The 20,788-nt window shown below is 66.8% G+C and carries 15 protein-coding genes; 13 read left to right on the top strand and 2 right to left on the bottom strand.

Going from position 1 to position 20,788, the window contains the following annotated elements; all coding sequences use genetic code 11:
- Positions 1 to 6: 6 nt before the first annotated feature.
- Complete coding sequence (locus tag ACWDPV_RS10075) at positions 7 to 894, bottom strand: RecB family exonuclease (protein ID WP_449742833.1); 888 nt, start codon at positions 892 to 894, stop codon at positions 7 to 9.
- 145 nt (positions 895 to 1,039) lie between these two features.
- Between ACWDPV_RS10075 and ACWDPV_RS10070 the strand changes: the two genes are divergently transcribed.
- The 3 genes from ACWDPV_RS10070 (at position 1,040) to ACWDPV_RS10060 (ending at position 6,519) form a co-directional block, all read left to right on the top strand.
- The gene (locus ACWDPV_RS10070; RefSeq protein WP_449742832.1) at positions 1,040 to 1,870 is read left to right on the top strand and encodes a tRNA (adenine-N1)-methyltransferase; all 831 of its coding nucleotides are present in this window, start codon (positions 1,040 to 1,042) and stop codon (positions 1,868 to 1,870) included.
- A 175-nt stretch (positions 1,871 to 2,045) separates the two neighbouring features.
- The gene (arc, locus tag ACWDPV_RS10065; RefSeq protein WP_449742831.1) at positions 2,046 to 3,833 is read left to right on the top strand and encodes a proteasome ATPase; all 1,788 of its coding nucleotides are present in this window, start codon (positions 2,046 to 2,048) and stop codon (positions 3,831 to 3,833) included.
- A gap of 184 nt (positions 3,834 to 4,017) precedes the next feature.
- The gene (locus ACWDPV_RS10060; protein WP_449742994.1) at positions 4,018 to 6,519 is read left to right on the top strand and encodes an FHA domain-containing protein; all 2,502 of its coding nucleotides are present in this window, start codon (positions 4,018 to 4,020) and stop codon (positions 6,517 to 6,519) included.
- Positions 6,520 to 6,672: 153 nt separating this feature from the next.
- On the opposite strand, the gene glgP is transcribed toward ACWDPV_RS10060, so the two are convergent.
- Positions 6,673 to 9,231 carry an alpha-glucan family phosphorylase gene (gene glgP / locus ACWDPV_RS10055; RefSeq protein WP_449742830.1) on the bottom strand — a complete coding sequence of 853 codons (2,559 nt, stop codon included), beginning with the start codon at positions 9,229 to 9,231 and terminating at the stop codon, positions 6,673 to 6,675.
- Positions 9,232 to 9,391: 160 nt separating this feature from the next.
- Between glgP and dop the strand changes: the two genes are divergently transcribed.
- From dop to ACWDPV_RS10005, 10 genes are all read left to right on the top strand, one after another.
- Positions 9,392 to 10,891 carry a depupylase/deamidase Dop gene (gene dop / locus ACWDPV_RS10050; protein WP_348808632.1) on the top strand — a complete coding sequence of 500 codons (1,500 nt, stop codon included), beginning with the start codon at positions 9,392 to 9,394 and terminating at the stop codon, positions 10,889 to 10,891.
- A gap of 258 nt (positions 10,892 to 11,149) precedes the next feature.
- A complete protein-coding gene (locus ACWDPV_RS10045; RefSeq protein WP_348803851.1) occupies positions 11,150 to 11,341 on the top strand; it encodes a ubiquitin-like protein Pup in 192 nt (63 codons plus the stop codon).
- Positions 11,338 to 12,216: a proteasome subunit beta gene (prcB, locus tag ACWDPV_RS10040; RefSeq protein ID WP_449742829.1), complete on the top strand. Its 879-nt coding sequence runs from the start codon at positions 11,338 to 11,340 to the stop codon at positions 12,214 to 12,216. Before ACWDPV_RS10045 ends, prcB begins: the two co-directional genes overlap by 4 nt.
- Positions 12,213 to 13,031, top strand: a complete 819-nt coding sequence (gene prcA / locus ACWDPV_RS10035; RefSeq protein WP_449742828.1) for a proteasome subunit alpha — start codon at positions 12,213 to 12,215, stop codon at positions 13,029 to 13,031. Before prcB ends, prcA begins: the two co-directional genes overlap by 4 nt.
- Before the next feature lie 47 nt (positions 13,032 to 13,078).
- Complete coding sequence (gene pafA, locus ACWDPV_RS10030) at positions 13,079 to 14,437, top strand: Pup--protein ligase (RefSeq protein WP_348803854.1); 1,359 nt, start codon at positions 13,079 to 13,081, stop codon at positions 14,435 to 14,437.
- Positions 14,438 to 14,453: 16 nt separating this feature from the next.
- Positions 14,454 to 15,458 (top strand): helix-turn-helix transcriptional regulator, encoded by a 1,005-nt coding sequence (locus ACWDPV_RS10025; protein WP_449742827.1) that lies wholly within the window; start codon positions 14,454 to 14,456, stop codon positions 15,456 to 15,458.
- Positions 15,458 to 16,426: a helix-turn-helix transcriptional regulator gene (locus ACWDPV_RS10020; RefSeq protein WP_449742826.1), complete on the top strand. Its 969-nt coding sequence runs from the start codon at positions 15,458 to 15,460 to the stop codon at positions 16,424 to 16,426. The genes ACWDPV_RS10025 and ACWDPV_RS10020 overlap by 1 nt, the downstream gene beginning before the upstream one ends.
- An 85-nt stretch (positions 16,427 to 16,511) precedes the next feature.
- Positions 16,512 to 16,778, top strand: a complete 267-nt coding sequence (tatA, locus tag ACWDPV_RS10015; protein ID WP_449742825.1) for a Sec-independent protein translocase subunit TatA — start codon at positions 16,512 to 16,514, stop codon at positions 16,776 to 16,778.
- A gap of 12 nt (positions 16,779 to 16,790) precedes the next feature.
- The gene (gene tatC / locus ACWDPV_RS10010) at positions 16,791 to 17,780 is read left to right on the top strand and encodes a twin-arginine translocase subunit TatC (RefSeq protein ID WP_449742824.1); all 990 of its coding nucleotides are present in this window, start codon (positions 16,791 to 16,793) and stop codon (positions 17,778 to 17,780) included.
- 75 nt (positions 17,781 to 17,855) lie between these two features.
- Positions 17,856 to 20,675 (top strand): DEAD/DEAH box helicase, encoded by a 2,820-nt coding sequence (locus tag ACWDPV_RS10005; RefSeq protein WP_449742823.1) that lies wholly within the window; start codon positions 17,856 to 17,858, stop codon positions 20,673 to 20,675.
- Positions 20,676 to 20,788: the final 113 nt, after the last annotated feature.

Here is a 20,788-nt window from a genome sequence, read left to right as displayed (position 1 = left end):
TCGTCGCTAGGGCGTGAAACCGGCGGGAGGACCCGGATACTCGGGTATCTCGCCGCCGAACTCGGGGCAGCGTGCCTGATGCTCACAGAAGCGGCACATCCGCGAGCGCTGCGGCCGGAAGTCGCCGGTGGCCACGGCCGCGCGGATGGCCCGCCAGATCGCGGCGAGGGTACGTCCGAATCGTTCGAGTTCGTCACGGTCGGGGGTGTAGGACAGCGTCTGACCGTCGGAGAGGTACATCAACTGCAGACGTGTCGGCAGCACGCCGCGTAGCCGCAAGATGGCCAGGGCGTAGAACTTCATCTGGAACAGCGCCTTGGCCTCGTATGCCTCGCCGGGTGCGCGACCGGTCTTGTAGTCGACCACCCGGATCTCGCCGGTGGGAGCGACGTCGATCCGGTCGATGAAACCGCGCATCAACACCTCGTCGGACTCGATCTCGACGTGTTGTTCGACGGCGTCGGCGTCGAAGGCCGTCGGATTCTCCATCCGGTAGTAGTTCGCAATCAGCTTGTGGGCCTCCCGCAGGAACGCGGCATGGTCGCCGTCGCCGATCAGGTCGGCGAGATCGGGATCGGCCTCGCACATTGCCGCCCATGCGCCGTCGACGAGGAAATCGGCCGACTCCTGGGTTCGCAGCGCAGCGGGCATGTCGAAGAGGTTCTCCAACGCGGCGTGGACCACCGTGCCACGGGTCTGGGCCGGCGTCGGTGTCTCGGGGAAGCGATCGATCGCACGGTAGCGATAGAGCAGCGGACACTGCTTGAAGTCGGCCGCACGCGAGGGTGACAGCGCCAGCGGTCTGCCCACCAGACCCCGCGCGGTGCCGGCGAGTTGGTGAGCGGGGGCCGGGCCGGCTGCGTTGTCGGCCCCGGAGGAAACGGTGATCGTCACATTTGGCAGGGTAGGACCCACCAGTGACAATCCGACGCTCGACGCGGCCACTGAGCCGGGGCTGCGAATATCGCTGTCACCAGCAGATAACACCAGTCACATCAGCCCCGAGAGACTCGGGTCCAACCGGCGAGGAGACCAGCAGATGGCCGCGAGCGGCGCGTTCGAAGTGGGAGATCGGGTTCAACTCTCCGACGCCAAGGGACGCAAGTTCACGGTCATCCTGGAACCGGGAAAGCAATTCCACACCCATCGCGGCGCGATCGCGCACGACGACCTCATCGGTTCGCCCGAGGGCAGCATTGTCTCGGCGACCAGTGGCACCGAGTACCTGGCACTTCGCCCCCTCCTCGTCGATTACGTTCTGTCGATGCCGCGCGGGGCACAGGTCATCTATCCGAAGGATTCCGCCCAGATCGTCACCGAGGGTGACATATTCCCGGGGGCGCGGGTGCTCGAGGCGGGGGCCGGCTCGGGTGCGCTGACGTGTTCGCTGCTGCGCGCCGTCGGACCCGACGGCGAGGTCGTCTCCTACGAGATCCGGGATGACCACGCCGAGCACGCCCAACGCAACGTCGAGACATTCTTCGCCGGACACCCGGCGAACTGGTCCCTGGTGATCGACGACCTCGCCAACATCGACACCAACGAGCGCTTCGACCGCGTCATCCTTGACATGCTCGCACCCTGGGAGCCCCTCGACGTCGTCCGTTCGATCCTGAAACCAGGTGGGGTCTTAACGGTTTATGTGGCAACTGTCACCCAGTTGTCGCGCGTGATCGAGGCCCTGCGCGAGCAGGAGTGCTGGACCGAACCGCACGCCTGGGAATCCCTGGTCCGCGACTGGAGCGCAGTCGGTCTTGCGGTGCGGCCGGAACACAAAATGCAAGGACACACGGCCTTTCTGATCACCGCTCGACGTCTGGCCGACGGAACCACCACACTCCGGCCGCAACGACGTCCGACCCGGGGGTGAGCCGAGCGTGGACATCCACGCGAAACACGGTGAATACGTAGGGAAGACGTACATTTAACACACCATCAACATCGGTGGATGCGCGGTGTGAGGCGTATCGGTCCCCGGGCCGGTAGCGTGGAGTCACGGTGCACGAACTCCAATGCGGAGTGGTTGCCGGGGAGAGGAGTCAGCAATGACCGAATCTGATCGCCAAGGTGCCTCGGCGGATGACGCGGGCAGCGAGACCACGGGAGCGTCCGGTGACTCGTTCACTCCCGCCTACACACCGCCGCTGGTGGCCCGAGCCGACCGTGAACGCCCGGCGGGTCCACGGTCGGCCGACACGGACCTGCAGGATCGTGTCGACAACCTGACCGCACGCAACGCCAAGCTGCTCGAAACCCTCAAAGAGGCACGGCAACAGCTCGTCGCGCTACGCGAGGAGGTCGACCGTCTCGGACAGCCGCCGAGTGGTTACGGCGTACTGCTCGAGGTGTTCCCCGACCAGACCGTCGACGTCTTCACCTCCGGCCGCAAGATGCGCCTGACGTGCTCGCCGAACATCGACACCGAGACCCTTCATCGTGGGCAGACCCTGCGTCTCAACGAGGCACTGACCATCGTCGAGGCGTGCGAATTCGACTCGGTCGGCGAGATCAGCACACTGCGCGAGGTCCTCGGGGATGGGGAACGTGCCCTGGTCGTCGGCCACGCCGACGAGGAACGCGTCGTCTGGCTCGCCGAGCCACTGCTCGGTGAGGTCGACGGTGAGGACGGGCAACGCCGGAAACTGCGGCCGGGCGACTCGCTGCTCATCGACACCAAGGCCGGCTTCGCCTTCGAGCGTGTCCCCAAGGCCGAGGTCGAGGATCTGGTCCTCGAGGAGGTCCCCGACGTCGGCTACGAGGACATCGGTGGTCTGGGCCGTCAGATCGAGCAGATCCGTGACGCCGTCGAACTGCCGTTCCTGCACAAGGACCTGTTCCGCGACTACGCTCTGCGTCCGCCCAAGGGTGTGCTGCTCTACGGCCCGCCCGGCTGCGGCAAGACGCTGATCGCCAAGGCGGTCGCGAACTCCCTGGCCAAGAAGATCGCCCAGGTCCGTGGCGACGATGCCAAGGAAGCCAAGTCGTACTTCCTGAACATCAAGGGCCCCGAACTGCTCAACAAGTTCGTCGGTGAGACCGAGCGGCACATCCGCCTGATCTTCCAGCGTGCCCGTGAGAAGGCCTCCGAGGGCACCCCGGTCATCGTGTTCTTCGACGAGATGGACTCGATCTTCCGCACCCGCGGATCTGGTGTCTCCTCCGACGTCGAGACGACCGTCGTACCGCAGCTGCTCAGTGAAATCGACGGTGTCGAGGGACTCGAGAACGTCATCGTCATCGGTGCGTCCAACCGCGAGGACATGATCGACCCGGCCATCCTGCGACCGGGCCGCCTCGACGTGAAGATCAAGATCGAGCGTCCCGACGCCGAGTCGGCGATGGACATCTTCTCCAAGTACCTGACCGAGCAGTTGCCGGTGCACGCCGACGATCTCGGCGAGTTCGGCGGAGACCGCACCGCATGCCTGAACGCGATGATCGAGAAGGTCGTCGAGCGGATGTACGCCGAAAGTGATGACAACCGCTTCCTGGAGGTGACCTACGCCAATGGCGACAAAGAGGTCATGTACTTCAAGGACTTCAACTCCGGTGCGATGATCCAGAACGTCGTCGACCGGGCCAAGAAGTACGCGATCAAGTCCCAATTGGAGACCGGCGCACCGGGTCTGCGGGTCCAGCACCTGTTCGATTCCATTCTCGACGAGTTCGCCGAGAACGAGGACCTGCCCAACACCACCAACCCGGACGACTGGGCGCGGATCTCGGGCAAGAAGGGCGAGCGGATCGTCTACATCCGCACGTTGGTCACCGGCAAGAGTTCGGGTGCCAGTCGCGCCATCGACACCGAGACCAACACCGGCCAATATCTGTAGCCCCCTTCGCGGCACACCACAGCACCGCTGCCCGCCCCACCTGGGGCGGGCAGCGGTCGTTTCGGCCGGTGCGGGGTCACTGGTTCGACGCCCGGACCGGTCCACGTCGACCGTGTGGAGGACGTGCGAGGACGCCGTCGGCGCAAGGCACTAGAGTCTGTCGGTGATGAACAGCAGCGTCTCGATGATCCGTGGTCGGGTGACGGTGGCCGGGGTGAGCCACCCACTGGGCGACGCGCACCGTGTCCGCCTCGGTCGAACCCCCGACAACGATGTGGTCGTCAATCATCCACTCGTGTCGCGTCATCACCTGCTGATCGAGTGGCGTGGCACCGGCTGGTGGGTCATCGACGCGGGTAGCACGAACGGTTTCTACAGCGGTGGCGCCCGTGTCTCGGAGCTACCGCTGACCGGCTCGACCAGCTTTCGTCTCGGTGACGGCGCCACCGGGCCGGTGGTGGAGGTGGCGCTCGACGCGCCACGCGCACCCGGACCGACGGGCCCGCCGCGTGGTCCCGGCAGCGGTCCGGTCGCCGGACCGCCCCCGGCGTCGGGACGGTTTCCTGCGGGACCGCCCGGGTCGGGCCGGATGCCGATGCGGGTTCCCGCGCCGGGCAGCTACTCCCCGGGAGCGGTGGCACCGATGCCCGAGGAACTGCAGAACGCCCCGCACCTGCAGGCACTGAAGCAGAATGTGTCCGCGATCTACCAGCTGCCGGGACGCCCGGAACGGGCGGGGCGCGAGACGATTTCGCTGGCCGGGGCCCAGACGATCGGCCGGACACCGGACAACGACATCGTCGTCTCCGACGTCCTGGCCTCGCGGCGTCACGCGCGTGTCCTGACGCAGCCGGACGGTTTGTACATCGAGGACCTCGGCAGCGTCAACGGCACCTACGTCAACGGTCAACGGGTTTCGCGGGCACGACTGACCGACGGCAACGTCGTCACCATCGGCAACAGCGACTTCGTGGTCTCGCGGGGCAGCCTGGTCCGCGGCCAGGCCCAGGACGTCGTCGCCGGTGGTCTGCAGGTGCACGGCGTCAGCCTCGTCGTCGACGGTGGAAAACAGCTCCTGCAGAACGTCGAGTTCAGTGCCCGTCCCGGATCGCTGACCGCGGTGATCGGCCCGTCCGGCGCGGGCAAGTCCACCGTGTCGCGGATCGTCGCCGGGCTCAACTCGCCCACCAGCGGTCAGGTCACCTTCGAAAACCGCAGCGTCCATGAGGAATACGATGCGCTGCGCACCCGTATCGGAATGGTGCCGCAGAAGGATGTGCTGCACCACAAACTCACCCTCCGCCAGGCACTGCGGTACGCCGCCGAACTCCGACTGCCCCCGGACCTGTCGAAGGCCGACCGCGACAACGTCATCAACGGTGTGCTCGCCGAGTTGCAGTTGACCGAGCACGTCGACACCCGCGTCGAGAAGCTGTCCGGTGGCCAGCAGAAACGTGCATCGGTGGCGATGGAACTGTTGACGGGGCCGTCGCTGCTGATCCTCGACGAACCCACCTCGGGTCTGGACCCGGCCCTCGACCGGCAGGTCATGTCGACATTGCGCCGACTTGCCGACGCCGGCCGCGTCGTCCTCGTCGTCACCCACTCGTTGACATACCTGTCGATGTGCGATCAGGTACTGCTCCTCGCGCCGGGCGGCAAGACCGCCTACTGCGGCGCACCCGGGGACGTCGGGGCTGCGATGGGCACCTCCGACTGGGCCGAGATCTTCGCGTTCGTCGCCGCACAACCCGACACCGCGCACATGCGGTACCTGCAGGGCCGCGGACAACCCGCTCCGCCCCCATCACCCCGACCACCCGGTCCGCCGATTCCGGTCCCGCAGACCAGTTTCGTCCGGCAATCGAGCACCATCGGTCGGCGGCAGGTCCGGTTGATCTTCGCCGACGTCGGTTACCTGGTCTTCCTGGTGCTGTTGCCGGTGGTGCTGGGTTTGTTGACGTTGGTCATCCCCGGCGATACCGGATTCGGAAAGGCCGCACCCCCGCTGGGCTCGCCGCCGGGCACCCCACCCAAGGACGGGGCCGAGGCGATCCAGGTGCTGGTCGTCCTGGTCGTCGGTGCCGCCTTCATGGGGGCCGCGCTCACCGTTCGCGATCTGGTGGGAGAGCGCGACATCTTCGAACGGGAACGCGCGGTCGGACTGCGCCCGGGCGCCTACCTGTGGGCCAAGATCGTGGTGTTCTTCATCGCCGCCGTCTTGCAGAGCCTGGTGATGGTGGCCATCACCTTCGCCGGTCGCGGCCTGCCCGAGATGGGTGGCGCCATTCTGCCGCCGGCCGCCGCACTGGTGCTGGCGGTCGCCGCGCTCGCGTGCGTCTCGACGCTGGTCGGGTTGGCCATCTCGGCGTCGGTGAAGTCGAACGAGCAGGTGATGCCACCCCTGGTCATCGTCGTGATGGTGCAGCTGGTGTTCTGCGGCGGACTGTTCAAGCTCGACGCCCCCGGCCTGACCCAGCTGTCGTGGATCTTCCCGTCCTTCTGGGGGTACAACGCCGCCGCCGGCGCCGTCGACCTGGTCGAGATCAACCCGATCGCGCCCCAGATGATCACACTCTGGGAGACATCGATCGTGCACTCCGCGATCGCGTACGGAGTGCTGGCACTGATGGCGATCCTGCTCGCGGGATTCACCTACTCCCGGCTGCGCCTCAAGAAGCGCTGATCGGTGTTGCCCTGATCGCTATTGCCCTGATCGGTGTTGCAGCGCACGCGCGTCGCCGGTAGGTGGCACAAACAAACACGGCACAAACAAACACGGCGCAAACGATCACGACCCGCCATCGGGACGATGGCGGGTCGTGTCATGTCTGAGGCGTCAGGACACCGGATCGACCGGGTAGCGCACCAGCCCGAGTTCCGCGTCGGTACCGAGCAGGCTATGGCTCGGCAGCACCCGTGCGGTGTAGCCGAGGACACCCGATCGGTAGGGGGTCACGGCGGTGGCGAATGTCAGCCGGCCGAAGGCGTCGACGTCGCCGACCGGGCTCATCGCGGTCAGGATCGGATCGTGGATGTTGCCCTCGTCGTCGACGCGGCCGAGCACCGCCTCCACCTTCACCTCTTCGGGGTCGAGCCCGCCGAGACCGACCTGCGCGGTCAACTGGAGGGCCTCGGCGACGGTCTCGGAGGCCTCGTCGATTCCCGCGATCGTCACCGCAGGCCACGCCTTCTGCACCCGTGACCGATAGACGGCGAGATCCTTCGCCGCGGCGTGGTCGTCGGCCACGGCAGCGGCGTACGACAGGGCGGCCGGGGAGTACAACTTCGTCGTGTAGTCACGAACCATCCGGGAGGCGAGCACCTTCGGCCCGAGGATCGACAGCGTGTGACGCACCATCTCCACCCAGCGCTGCGGTACGCCGTTCTCGTCGCGGGAATAGAACAACGGAATGACCGTGTCCTCCAGCAGTGAGTACAGCGCCTGTGCCTCGAGGTCGTCGCGACGATGCTCGTCGGTGACGCCCTCCGCCGACGGGATGGCCCAGCCGTTCTCGCCGTCGGCCATCTCGTCCCACCAGCCGTCGAGGATCGACAGGTTCAGTCCGCCGTTGAGCGCCGATTTCATCCCCGAGGTGCCACATGCCTCCATCGGCCGCACCGGATTGTTCAGCCAGACATCGCAACCGGCATAGATGTAGCGGGCCATCGAGATGTCGTAATCGGGGAGGAAGACGATCCGGTCGCGGATCGCGGGATCCTCGGTGAAGCGAACCACCTGCTGGATGAGTGACTTGCCGCCGTCGTCGGCCGGATGGGCTTTACCCGCGATCACCAGCTGGACCGGCCGCTCGGGATCGGTGAGGATGCGTTTGAGCCGCTCCGGATCCCGCAGCATGAGGGTCAGGCGTTTGTAGGTGGCGGCTCGGCGGGCGAACCCGATCGTGAGTACCTGCGGGTCGAAAAGATCTGCGGTCCAAGAAAGTTCCACATCGGAGAAGCCGCGATCATGACCGCTGGCGCGTGCTCGCCGGCGCACTTCCGCGACGAGTTCGGCACGCAGATCCTGGCGTGTCCGCCACACCGCGGTGGCGCCCAGTGCGGCATAACCCGGTGCGGCCGAATCCTCGTCGTGGCCGACCAGCTTGCGCCAGGGTCGGGCGACCCAGGTGAAGCCGTGGACACCGTTGGTGATCGACCCGATCGGCACCTCGTCGGCGTCGAAGCCCGGCCACAGGCCCGCGAACATCTCGCGACTGACCTCACCGTGGAGTTCGGACACCCCGTTGGACCGCTGCCCGAGCCGGAAACCCATGTGGGCCATGTTGAATACTCCGGGGTGGCCCTCGTTGCCGAGTGCCAGCACCGTGCTCGCCGGGAGTCCGGGCAACAGTCGCGATCCGCCGTCGCTCTCGGCATCGAGATAGAACGACACCAGATCCTTGGGGAAGCGGTCGATTCCGGCGGGCACCGGGGTGTGAGTGGTGAAGATGTTCGACGCGCGCACCACCGACTCCGCCGATGCGAAGTCCAGTCCCGATTGGACGAGTTCACGCACTCGCTCGACCGCGAGGAAACCCGCATGCCCCTCGTTCATGTGGAACACCGTCGGCTCCTCGCGTCCGGTGATCGCGACGTATTCACGCAGCGCGCGCACGCCGCCGACGCCGAGCAGGATCTCCTGCTTGATGCGGTGGTCCTGGTCGCCGCCGTAGAGCCGGTCGGTGACCGAACGCAGCTCGATGTCGTTGGTGGGGATGTCGGAGTCCAGCAGCAGCAATGGGATCCGGCCGACGGTGGCGACCCACACCTGTGCGTTGAGCGTCCGGCTGCCCGGCATCGACACGGAGATCACCACCGGACGGTCGTCGCCGTCGGTGAGCAGCGTCAGTGGCAACAGGCCCGGGTCGTTGACCGGATACTTCTCGATCTGCCAGCCGTCGTGGGTCAGGCTCTGCCGGAAGTAGCCCGAACGGTAGAACAGTCCGACACCGATCAGTGGGAGACCGAGATCGGAGGCAGCCTTCAGATGGTCGCCGGCCAGGATGCCGAGGCCGCCGGAGTAGATGGGCAGCACCTCGGAGATGCCGAACTCCATCGAGAAGTAGGCGATCCCGCGCGGCATCGATGCGCCTGCCTGTTGCTGCTTGCCGAACCACTGGGGTGCTGTGCGATAGGTGTCGAGTTCGGCCCGCAGCGTGGCCAGTCGCGCCAGAAAGATGTCGTCGTGCGCCAATTCGGCCAGCCGACCGGGATCGACCTCTGCGAGCAGGCGCAGCGGGTCGCCCGAGGTGCTCCACAGGTCGTCGTCGATCGTGGCGAACAGATCCTGGGTTTCGCTGTGCCACACCCAGCGCAGGTTGTGGGCGAGGACGGCGAGGTCGTCGAGAGCGGCTGGCAAGGGTACCCGGACGGTGAACCGGCGGAAGGCTTTCACGGCGTAGACGGTACTTCGCCCGGGACCGTCGTGCACCGCGAGTTCGGCGACATTCATCACCCATTTGCCCAGGACACACCGAACGCCCGCGGGGATCGGATCCGCCGCCTCCGCAGAGTCGGATCGGTGCCGGCGGACAGGGACATCTACCCTCGAACATATGCAGCGAATCATCGGCACCGAGGTGGAATACGGCATCTCGGCCCCGGGAGACCCGACCGCGAATCCGATCATGACCTCGACCCAGGCGGTGCTGGCCTATGCGGCGGCGGCGGGCGTGCCCCGCGCCAAGCGCACCCGCTGGGACTACGAGGTGGAGTCACCGCTGCGCGACGCCCGCGGTTTCGACCTCGGGCGCGGCGCCGGTCCGGCGCCGATCATCGACGCCGACGAGATCGGTGCGGCCAACATGATCCTCACCAACGGTGCGCGCCTCTACGTCGATCACGCCCATCCGGAGTACTCCGCGCCCGAGGTCACCGATCCGCTCGACGCGGTGATCTGGGACAAGGCGGGGGAACGGGTCATGGAGGCCGCCGCCCGCTACGTCGCCAGCGTCCCCGGGGCACCGCGGTTGCAGCTCTACAAGAACAACATCGACAACAAGGGTGCCTCCTACGGCACCCACGAGAACTACCTGATGAGTCGGGAGACCCCCTTCACCGCGGTGATCGCCGGACTCACGACCTTCTTCGCCTCACGCCAGGTGATCTGCGGGTCCGGTCGCGTCGGTATCGGGCAATCCGGCGACGAGGCCGGGTATCAGCTGTCGCAGCGTTCGGACTACATCGAGGTGGAGGTCGGGCTGGAGACCACTCTCAAGCGCGGCATCATCAACACCCGCGACGAGCCACACGCCGACCCCGAACGGTATCGACGCCTGCACGTCATCATCGGTGACGCCAACCTGGCCGAGACCGCCACCTACCTCAAGGTCGGGACCACCGCACTGGTCCTCGATCTGATCGAGGCGGGGGAGAGTTTCACCGACCTGGAGCTCGCACGGCCGGTGCAGGCGGTCCACACGATCAGTCACGATCCGACGCTGCAGGCGACCGTGGCGCTCACCGACGGTCGGGAACTGACCGGTCTGGCGTTGCAGCGCGAATATCTCGAGCGGTGTGTGGCATTCCACGAGCGTGAGCATTCCGACGACACGCGCGCCCGCCACGTCCTCGATACGTGGGCCGACGTCCTCGATCGCCTCGAACGCGATCCGATGGAGTGCGCCGACATCCTCGACTGGCCGGCGAAGCTGCGCATCCTGGAGGGATTCCGTCAGCGCGAGGGCCTGGGGTGGTCGGCGCCGCGGCTGCACCTGATCGATCTGCAGTATTCCGATGTGCGCCTGGAGAAGGGGCTCTACAACCGCCTCGTCGCTCGGGGTTCGATGAAGCGCCTCGTCGACGAGGCCGATGTTACCCGGGCCATCACCGAACCGCCGACCAACACCCGCGCCTACTTCCGCGGTGAGTGCCTGCGTCGTTTCGGTGCCGACGTCGCCGCGGCGAGCTGGGATTCGGTCATCTTCGACCTCGGCGGGGATTCGCTGGTGCGCATCCCGACCCTGGAACCGTTGCGGGGCAGTCGAGCCCACGTCGGCAAGCTCCTCGACTCGGTGACCTCGGCGGCCGATCTGGTCGATCAGCTCACCACCTGAGACACGCCCGGGTTCGCCTCGTGTTCCACCCCTCGCGATCGGCCACTCGCCGGTAGTGTGGAGAGACACCGGCGACGCGGCACAGCTCCACCACGTGTCCGACCCGGTGATGTGGCCCCGGGGTGTTCCGCGCGGCGCCGCGATGCAGGAGGAAGCGACAAGCGAGCGAAGCGAGCAACGTCGCTGACGACGAAGAGCGGTGCAGCACAGCGCGGAACACACGCGGCGGCGGAGCCGCCGCAGAATTAAGGAGTGCAGATGGCGCAGGAACAGACCAAGCGCGGCGGTGGCGGCGACGATGACGATCTCGGTGCCGACGGCAGTGCGGGCCAGGAACGTCGCGAGAAGCTGGCCGAGGACACCGATGATCTGCTCGACGAGATCGACGACGTCCTCGAGGAGAACGCCGAGGACTTCGTGCGTGCCTACGTCCAGAAGGGCGGCCAGTGAGCGATCCGTTCGGTTCACTGAGTTCCCCGTCCACAGCCCGTCCCTCCCTCTCGCTCGGCGCGGACATCTCCTCGTTCAGCGACTACCTCAGGACCCACGCCCCGGATCAGCTTCCGGCGGCGCGTGCTGAGCGCATGAGCGCCTTCGGTGGCACGGCCGACACATCCGAGATCCCGCACGGAACGACGATCGTCGCGGTGAGTTTTCCGGGTGGTGTGGTCCTCGCGGGCGATCGGCGCGCGACGATGGGCAACCTCATCGCCACCCGGGATGTGCAGAAGGTCTACATCACCGACGAGTACTCGGCCGCCGGCATTGCCGGGACGGCGGGGATCGCCATCGAGATGGTGCGCCTGTTCACGGTCGAACTCGAGCACTACGAGAAGATCGAGAACGTCCCACTGACCCTCGACGGCAAGGTCAGCCGACTGGCGTCGATGGTGCGCGGCAACCTCGGCGCGGCGCTGCAGGGTCTCGCGGCCATCCCGCTGCTCGTCGGTTACGACATCGACCACGACGATCCGTCCGAGCCGGGACGGATCTTCTCCTTCGATGTCGCCGGAGACCGTCACGAGGAATTCGGCGGGTACACCGCCATCGGTTCCGGTTCGGTGTTCGCGAAGTCGTCGATGAAGAAGCTCTACCGTCGTGACCTCGACGCCGATTCCGCTCTCGCGGTGGCGGTCGAGGCCCTTTACGACGCCGCCGACGACGACACCGCCACCGGCGGCCCCGACATCGTCCGCAAGATCTTTCCGCTCGCCGTGATCGTCGGTGCCGACGGCGCCCGTGAGGTCGAGTCGGATGCCATCGAGGCGGCGGCGCGGGCGATCGTCGAACGTCGCGCGGCCGAACACGAAGGAGGGTCACGGTGACGTTCCCGTATTACGCCAGCGCCGAGCAGATCATGCGGGATCGCTCGGAGTTGGCTCGCAAGGGCATCGCGCGGGGACGCAGTGTCATCATCCTCACCTACGCCGACGGTGTGCTGTTCGTCGCGGAGAATCCGTCGAACACGCTGCGCAAGACCAGCGAGATCTACGACCGGATCGGCTTCGCGGCGGTGGGCAAGTACAACGAGTTCGAGAGCCTCCGGAAGGCGGGTATCCAGCTCGCCGACATGCGCGGATACAGCTACGACCGCAACGACGTGTCGGCGCTGTCGCTGGCCAACACCTACGCCAACGCGTTGGGTTCGGTGTTCACCGAGCAACCGAAGCCCTACGAGGTGGAGTTGTGTGTGGCGGAGGTGTCGCGTCCCGGCAAACCCAAGCCCTCGCAGCTGTTCCGGATCAGCTACGACGGTTCGATCGCCGACGAGACGCGGTTCCTGGTGATGGGTGGTGCGACGGAGTCCATCGCCGCGGCCCTGAAGGAGACCTATCGCCCGGATCTTCCACTGGCGCAGGCGTTGTCGGTGGCCGTGACGGCACTGGCCACGCCGATCGAGTCGGGCAACGGAAGCGCCGGGGCACCGCGAGACCTCGATCCCGGGGATCTCGAGGTGGCGATCCTCGACCGCAATCGGCCGCGACGCGCGTTCAAGCGACTCTCGCGTGCCCAGGTCGAGGAGGTCCTGGGCGCTGCCGGCGCTGTGTCTTCACCGGCCACCGCGTCCACCGGTGAGGACACGGACCCGGCCTCGGGATCGACCGCCGAATCGGGGTCGGGTGACACCGCGGGTGAGTGAGCGTCACTGCCCGGTCAGCGGCCGGTCACACGGGTAGGGTTGATCACGTGCAGCGTCGAATCATGGGCATCGAGACGGAATTCGGTGTCACGTGCACCTTTCACGGACATCGTCGGCTCAGTCCGGACGAGGTCGCGCGGTATCTCTTCCGCCGCGTGGTGTCGTGGGGCCGGTCCTCCAACGTGTTCCTGCAGAACGGGGCCCGGCTCTACCTCGACGTGGGTTCCCATCCGGAGTACGCCACCGCCGAATGCGACAGCCTCGTCCAGCTGATCAACCACGACCGGGCCGGCGAGTTGGTGCTCGAGGACCTGTTGGTCGACGCCGAGCAGCGACTGGCCGACGAAGGTATCGGCGGCGACATCTATCTGTTCAAGAACAACACCGACTCCGCGGGCAATTCGTACGGTTGTCACGAGAATTATCTCGTCGTCCGGGCCGGCGAGTTCTCCCGAATCTCCGATGTGTTGCTGCCGTTCCTGGTGACGCGGCAGTTGATCTGCGGTGCCGGCAAGGTCCTCGCCACACCGAAGGCGGCGACGTTCTGTTTGTCGCAGCGGGCCGAACACATCTGGGAGGGCGTGTCGTCGGCGACGACCCGGTCGCGGCCGATCATCAACACCCGCGACGAACCGCACGCCGACGCCGAGAAGTACCGCCGTCTGCACGTCATCGTCGGCGACTCGAACATGTCGGAGATGACAACCCTGCTGAAGGTGGGCTCGGCGGCGCTGGTGCTGGAGATGATCGAGGCGGGCGTCGCATTTCGCGATTTCGCGCTCGACAATCCGATCCGCGCCATCCGCGAGGTCAGTCATGACACGACCGGCACCCGGCCGGTGCGACTGGCCGGCGGCCGGCAGGCCAGCGCCCTCGACATCCAGCGCGAGTACCACGCGCGGGCCGTCGAGCACCTGGTCAACCGACGTCCGGATCCCGAGATGGACATGGTGGTCGATCTGTGGGGCCGCATGCTCGACGCGGTGGAGAGCGGCGATTTTTCCGGTGTCGACACCGAGATCGACTGGGTGATCAAGCGCAAACTCTTCCAGCGCTATCAGGACCGGTACTCGATGGATCTGTCGGATCCGAAGATCGCGCAACTCGATCTCGCCTTCCACGACATCAAACGTGGTCGCGGCGTGTTCGACCTGCTGAGCCGGAAGGGGCTGGTCCGTCGGGTGACCACCGACGAGGCCATCAAGACCGCCGTCAACGAACCGCCGCAGACCACGCGGGCCAAGTTGCGCGGTGACTTCATCTCGGCGGCGCAGAAGGCCGGCCGTGACTTCACCGTCGACTGGGTGCACCTCAAGCTCAACGATCAGGCCCAGCGCACCGTGCTGTGCAAGGACCCGTTCCGCAGTGTTGATGAGCGCGTCGATCGCCTGATCGCGTCCATGTGAGTCGTAGGCTGCTCGGGTGGCACCAACATCCAAGGTTTCCAAGGTCGAACGTCTGCTCAACCTGGTGATCTGTCTGCTGTCCACACGGCAGTTCGTCACCGCCGAGTACATCCGCCGCAACGTCGTCGGCTACAACGACGACGACCAGTCGGTCGAGGCGTTCAACCGGATGTTCGAACGGGACAAGACAGAGCTCCGCGACCTCGGGATCCCGCTGGTCACCGGACCGTCGTCGATGGGCCATGGGCTCGACGGTTACCGGATCAACCGGGACAGCTACGAGTTGCCCGACATCAGTTTCGAACGTGACGAGGCCGCCGCGATCGCCATGGCCGCCACCCTATGGGACACCCCGGAGATCTCAGCGGTCTCCCAGACCGCGGTCTTGAAGCTGCGGGCCGCGGGTTTCGACGTTCGGGCCGACGACGAGATCGGCATGTCTGCGGGGGGCTCGACACGGTCGATGGGTACCGAGGCGACCCTCGGGGCGGTGCTGTCGGCCTTGCAGGCCGAGCGTGCGATCACCTTCACCTACCGCGCGGGGTCGGGGACCGCGGGGGTGCGTCGCACACTCGAACCGTGGGGCGTGGTCACCCACCACGGCCGGTGGTACGTCGTCGGCCACGACCGCGACCGCGACGACACCCGCACCTTCCGGCTCAGTCGCGTCTCCGACGTCGACGCCATCGGACCGGCCGGCCGGTCGCGGCCACCCGAGGGCACGGACCTGCAACGGATCGTGTCCGCCGCGGTCGACTCGGCCGCGGGGTCGGACGGGCGGACCGCACGGATCTGGGTGGCGTCCGGCCGGGCCGCCGGGCTGCGCCGAGCGGCCAAGCGCAGCGAGTCCTTCGACCGTTCGGGGGAGCCGGGCGACCTGCTCGACCTCGAGATCCGCTCCCTGTCGACGTTGTCGCGAATGGTCCTCGGCGCCGGTGCGGACGCCGTCGTGCTGTCACCACCGGAACTGCGCGAGTCGGTGGTCTCCGCACTCGATCAGTTGGCGCAGGTGAACCGGTGATGGCCGCCTCGGCACCCTCACGACTGAGCAGACTCCTCGCCTTGGTTCCGTATTTCCTTGCCCACGACGGGATCTCGGTCGAGCAGGCGGCAGCCGACCTCGGCGTCACCGTCCCCCAACTGACCAGGGATCTCGAGCAACTGTTCGTTTGCGGACTCCCCGGGTACTACCCGGATGACCTGATCGAGCTGGAGTTCAGCGAGGGACACGTTCACGTCGGATTCACCGCGGGGATGGACCGGCCGCTGCGGCTGACACCGACCGAGGCCAGCATCATGCTGATCGCCCTGCGTGCCCTCGTGGACACCCCGGGCGTCGTCGACAGCGAGGCCGCCACCCGGGCCATCGCCAAGATCGAGCAGGCCGTGGGCCTGACCATCCCGGGGGTCGCGGGCACATCCGGCGATGCGGGCGCCCACACCGAATCCGCGCAGTACCGCACGGTCCGGGAGGCGGTCCGCACCGGTCGCGCACTGTCGGTGAATTACTACTCGGCCACCCGCGACATCGTCACCCGACGCGTGGTCGATCCGATCGGCATCCAGGCCGTCGACAGTCACACCTACCTGGAAGCGTGGTGCCGCGACAGCGAGGGCGTTCGGTTGTTCCGTTTCGACCGGATCGACGACGCGACATTGCTCGACGAACCGTCCATGCCGCCGGAGCAGGCCGCCGTCTCGTCGCAGTCGCCGATCCTGTCGGAGAACCCGGATCTCCCGACCGCGTTGATCGAGATCGATCCGGGAGAGTTGTGGATCCTCGACTACTACACGATGACTCCGGTCGAGGCGCTCGACGAACGAACGGATCCGCAGGCCCCGGTTCGCGCCCGGATCGTGTACGGATCGCCGGAATGGCTCACCCGATTCCTCCTCGGCTTCGGCGGGCACGTGCGGGTGATCGACGACGCCGACGTCGCGAACTCGGTGATCGCCGCGGCCGCGGCGGCGCGTGCACGCTATCGGTGACGGGGGCAACTCTTCGCGCGCGCAACGATGGGTGTGATGCGCGCGGTACGATGAGGTCCAGACGACGGGGAAAGGGAAGTTCTTCATGGGTGCAATGTCGTGGTGGCACTGGGTCATCGTGCTGATCGTGTTGGTTCTGCTGTTCGGGTCGAAGAAGCTCCCCGACGCCGCGCGGGGTCTGGGGCAGTCCCTGCGCATCTTCAAGAGCGAGGTCCAGGAGATGCAGAAGGACGGCGAGACCCCCGCGGCCGCCAAGCCCGAACCCGAGAAGCCACGCGAACTGCCGGCCTCGCCGGATTCGGCACCGCATGCCTCGTCGAGCACCGACGAGACCACGAAGAAGTCCGCCTGAGGTTCGTCCACTGTGCGGATCCCACTCGACCCGCGACGGCGCCAACGCAAACTGAATCCCGACGGCACGATGCCGTTGGTCGAGCATCTGCAAGAGCTGCGGTACCGACTGCTGGTCTCGATGGTGGCCATCGTGGTCACCACCATCGTCGGATTCATCTGGTATTCCCATGGGTTTCTGGGGTTGCCGTCGCTCGGTGACCTGCTGCGCGAACCCTACTGTTCCCTGCCTGCATCGACGCGCGCCTCGCTGACCCCCGACGACAGTTGCCGCCTGCTGGCGACCGGGCCGTTCGACCAGTTCATGCTGCGACTGAAGGTCGCGCTGACCGCCGGTCTGGTGTTGGCCTGCCCGATCTGGCTGTATCAGATCTGGGGGTTCGTCACCCCGGGCCTGCATTCCCACGAGCGCAAGTACGCGATCGGATTCGTGTCCTCGGCCGCGGTGCTCTTCGTCGCGGGTGCGGTGCTGGCGTATCTGGTCGTCGCCAAGGCCTTCCACTTCCTGCTCACCGTCGGCAACGATGTGCAGGTCACCGCGCTCGCCGGCGATCAGTACTTCGGGTTCATGATCCATCTGTTGATCATCTTCGGCGTCAGCTTCGAGTTGCCGCTGCTGATCGTGGCCCTCAATCTCGTCGGTGTTCTCACCTACGCGCGTCTCAAGGCGTGGCGACGCGGCCTGATCTTCACCATGTTCGTCTTCGCCGCGATCGTGACACCCGGGCAGGACCCGTTCACCATGCTGGCGCTGGCACTGGCGTTGACCATGCTGCAGGAGATCGCGATCCAGATCGCCCGTTTCAACGACCGGCGACGCACGAAACGCTCGGCCGAGTGGGAATCGCTGCCCGACGATCAGGCCTCCACGATCCCGGCACCCTCTCCCCGTCCGATGGCCTCGCAGGTCGGCGCACCCTCGACGGCGCCGACCGCGTCATCGGCTCCTGCCGGTCCCCGGCGGTCCGCGCGGGACGGACACACCTTCGACGACGTGCTCTGATCGCGACCTGCTCCGATCGCGCCGGGCACGCTCGGATCGTGACGTGTCGCTGCCCCGCACGTCCTCGACAGTGACATGCTGGAGGCGATGACTCCCACCGACCCTGCGGTCGATTCCCGGCCTGCTCCCACCCATTCGGCATTCGACCGGTTTGCCGCCCGCGTCGGCTTTCCGCTCGACGACTTCCAGATCCGTGCCTGTCACGCACTCGAGGACGGCCACGGGGTGCTCGTGTGCGCCCCGACCGGGGCGGGTAAGACCATCGTCGGCGAGTTCGCCGTACATCTCGCACTGGCGTCGGGAACCAAGTGTTTCTACACCACCCCGATCAAGGCCCTGAGCAATCAGAAGTACTCCGATCTCGTCGCCGTGCACGGCAAGGAATCGGTGGGGCTGCTCACCGGCGACACCTCGATCAACTCCGATGCACCGGTCGTGGTGATGACCACCGAGGTCGTCCGCAACATGATCTACGCGAACTCCCCGGCGCTGACCGGTCTGTCGCATGTGGTGATGGACGAGGTGCACTTCCTCGCCGACCGCTTCCGCGGTGCGGTGTGGGAGGAGGTGATCCTGCATCTCGAACCGTCCGTGCGGGTCGTCAGCCTGTCGGCGACGGTCAGCAACGCCGAAGAGTTCGGGGAGTGGATTCAGACCGTTCGCGGCGACACCACCGTCATCGTCGACGAGCATCGTCCGGTCCCGCTGACCCAGCACATGCTGGTCGGCAACCGGATGTTCGATCTCTTCGATCCGCACCACGCACCGGGCGAACGACCGAAGGTCAATCCGGACCTCAAACGCTTCATCCGACACCGGATCCTGCTGACCGACGACGACGATCGGCGGGGTCATCGAGGGCGGTCCGGCCGACCGCGTCGCAGCAATACCGTGTCCCGGCCGCAGGTGGTCAAACAGCTCGACCGGGAAGGCCTGCTGCCGGCCATCGGATTCATCTTCTCCCGGGCCGGATGCGATGGGGCGCTGGCGCAATGCCTGCGTTCGGGTCTGAGCCTGCTCGCACCGGACGAGGTCGCCGCGGTCGACGAGGTCGTCGACCGCCACCTGATGGATCTCTCACCCGCCGACGCCGACGTACTCGGTGTCGATGAGTGGCGTGCCGGGCTGCGACGTGGTTTCGCCGCGCACCACGCCGGGATGCTGCCGACCTTCCGGCACACCGTCGAGGAGCTCTTCGTCCGCGGGCTGGTCCGCATGGTGTTCGCGACCGAGACCCTGGCGCTGGGGATCAACATGCCGGCGCGGTCGGTCCTGCTCGAGCGGTTGGTGAAGTTCAACGGTGAGGCGCACGTGGACCTGAGTCCCGGCGAATTCACCCAGCTCACCGGGCGTGCCGGTCGTCGCGGCATCGACGTCGAGGGGCATGCGGTGATCGTGTGGTCGCCGGACATGGTCCCCGAACAGGTCGCCGGCCTGGCCGGCGCCCGCACCTTCCCGTTGCGCAGCTCCTTCGCACCCGAATACAACATGGCGGTCAACCTCATCGGACGCCTGGGCATCAACGGCTCCCGCGATCTGCTCAACCGCTCATTCGCCCAGTTCCAGGCCGACCGTTCGGTGGTCGGGCAGGCCCGCAAGGTCGACGAGATGAGGCGGCAGCTCCGCAAGCTCGACGTGGCGCTCGCCGAGGCCGCGCGGGCCCGTGGGATCGATCCGGGACCGCTGGAACCCGGCGATCGCACCCCGGCCGACGGCGCCCACGACGGCTTCCTCGGCTACATCACCCTGCGTGAGGAGATCCGGCGAACCGAACGCGACCTCAAGTTCCGACGCCGCGTCACCACCCACGACTCGATCGCCGCCGAGTTGACCTCCCTCAAACGCGGAGCGGTGATCGGTGTCCCGAGTGGGCGGCACCGCGGCCTCGCTGTGGTCCTCGAAACCGCCACCCAGCCCGCCGACCCGAAACCCCTCGTCCTCACCGAGGATGCGTGGTGTGGTCGCGTCGGCATCGGCGATTTCATCAACCCGCCGGAGGTGCTCGGGGGAATGCGGTTGCCGCGCAACGTCGACCGCCGCACCGGCCGCGGCCGGCGGGATCTGGCCGCGGCGCTGCGATCGACCGGGATCGAGATGCCGCGTGGCCGCGGAAAGAAGCGTGCGGAGGCCACCGACGACGCCGAACTGCGCCGCTTGCGACACGAACTGCGCGCGCATCCCGCCCACCGCATCGACGGTTCCGACGAACTGTTCCGGCTCGCCGAACGCCGCAACCGATTGCTCCGCGACATCGTCAGCGCCGAGCAACGGATCGGGGAGCGCACCTCGACACTCGGTGTCACCTTCGACCACATCGTCGGCGTGCTCAGCGAACTCGGCTACCTCGAGTACGACCACGGGACCGTGCGCGTCACGCCCACCGGCGAGGTGCTCGGCCGTATCTACAGTGAGAGCGACCTCGTGGTCACCGAATGCATCCGGGCGGGCATCTGGGACTCGCTCTCGCCTCCCGACCTCGCCGCGGTGGTCGCGTCGATGGTGTTCGAGTCTCGGCGTGACAGCTATTCGGGGGTGGACGCCCTGCCCGGGAATCCGGCGCTGCGCACGGCGATGATGGACACCGTCGACATCTGGCGACAGGTGAGCACCCTCGAGACCCGTCACCGGGTCGCGCCGACCCGCGAACCCGACACCGGGTTCTCCGTGGCGGTGTCCCTGTGGGTGAGCGGCCGATCGTTGACCGAGTGTCTCGCCGCCGCCGGAGAACGCGGCCATCTGCTCTCACCGGGCGACTTCGTGCGGTGGAACCGGCAGGTCGTCGACCTCCTCGAACAGATCCGACTCTGCGTCGGAGACGATTCCCCGCTGGCGCGTCCGGCCCGGTCGGCGGTGGGTTCCATCCGACGTGGCGTCGTCGCGGCCGAATTGGGGTGACCTCGCGCGTTCGGTCGTCTGACCGACACTTGTGCGCATCGGGCGTGAGTAAGTGATTGTGTGTGGTGCCTGAGGTAACGTTTCGGACAGCATCGGGCGGTGTCGCAGTGTCT

The organism is Gordonia sp. NPDC003504, from assembly GCF_053587995.1.
This window is presented reverse-complemented; position numbering and strand designations above follow the sequence as displayed.

Bases quoted from the DNA above. Each gene is read 5' to 3' on its own strand.
- tatA (WP_449742825.1), top strand. From the start codon at position 16,512: ATGGGTGCAATGTCGTGGTGGCACTGGGTCATCGTGCTGATCGTGTTG.
- ACWDPV_RS10020 (WP_449742826.1), top strand. From the start codon at position 15,458: ATGGCCGCCTCGGCACCCTCACGACTGAGCAGACTCCTCGCCTTGGTT.
- ACWDPV_RS10005 (WP_449742823.1), top strand. From the start codon at position 17,856: ATGCTGGAGGCGATGACTCCCACCGACCCTGCGGTCGATTCCCGGCCT.
- ACWDPV_RS10045 (WP_348803851.1), top strand. From the start codon at position 11,150: ATGGCGCAGGAACAGACCAAGCGCGGCGGTGGCGGCGACGATGACGAT.
- arc (WP_449742831.1), top strand. From the start codon at position 2,046: ATGACCGAATCTGATCGCCAAGGTGCCTCGGCGGATGACGCGGGCAGC.
- ACWDPV_RS10070 (WP_449742832.1), top strand. From the start codon at position 1,040: ATGGCCGCGAGCGGCGCGTTCGAAGTGGGAGATCGGGTTCAACTCTCC.
- ACWDPV_RS10060 (WP_449742994.1), top strand. From the start codon at position 4,018: ATGATCCGTGGTCGGGTGACGGTGGCCGGGGTGAGCCACCCACTGGGC.
- dop (WP_348808632.1), top strand. From the start codon at position 9,392: ATGCAGCGAATCATCGGCACCGAGGTGGAATACGGCATCTCGGCCCCG.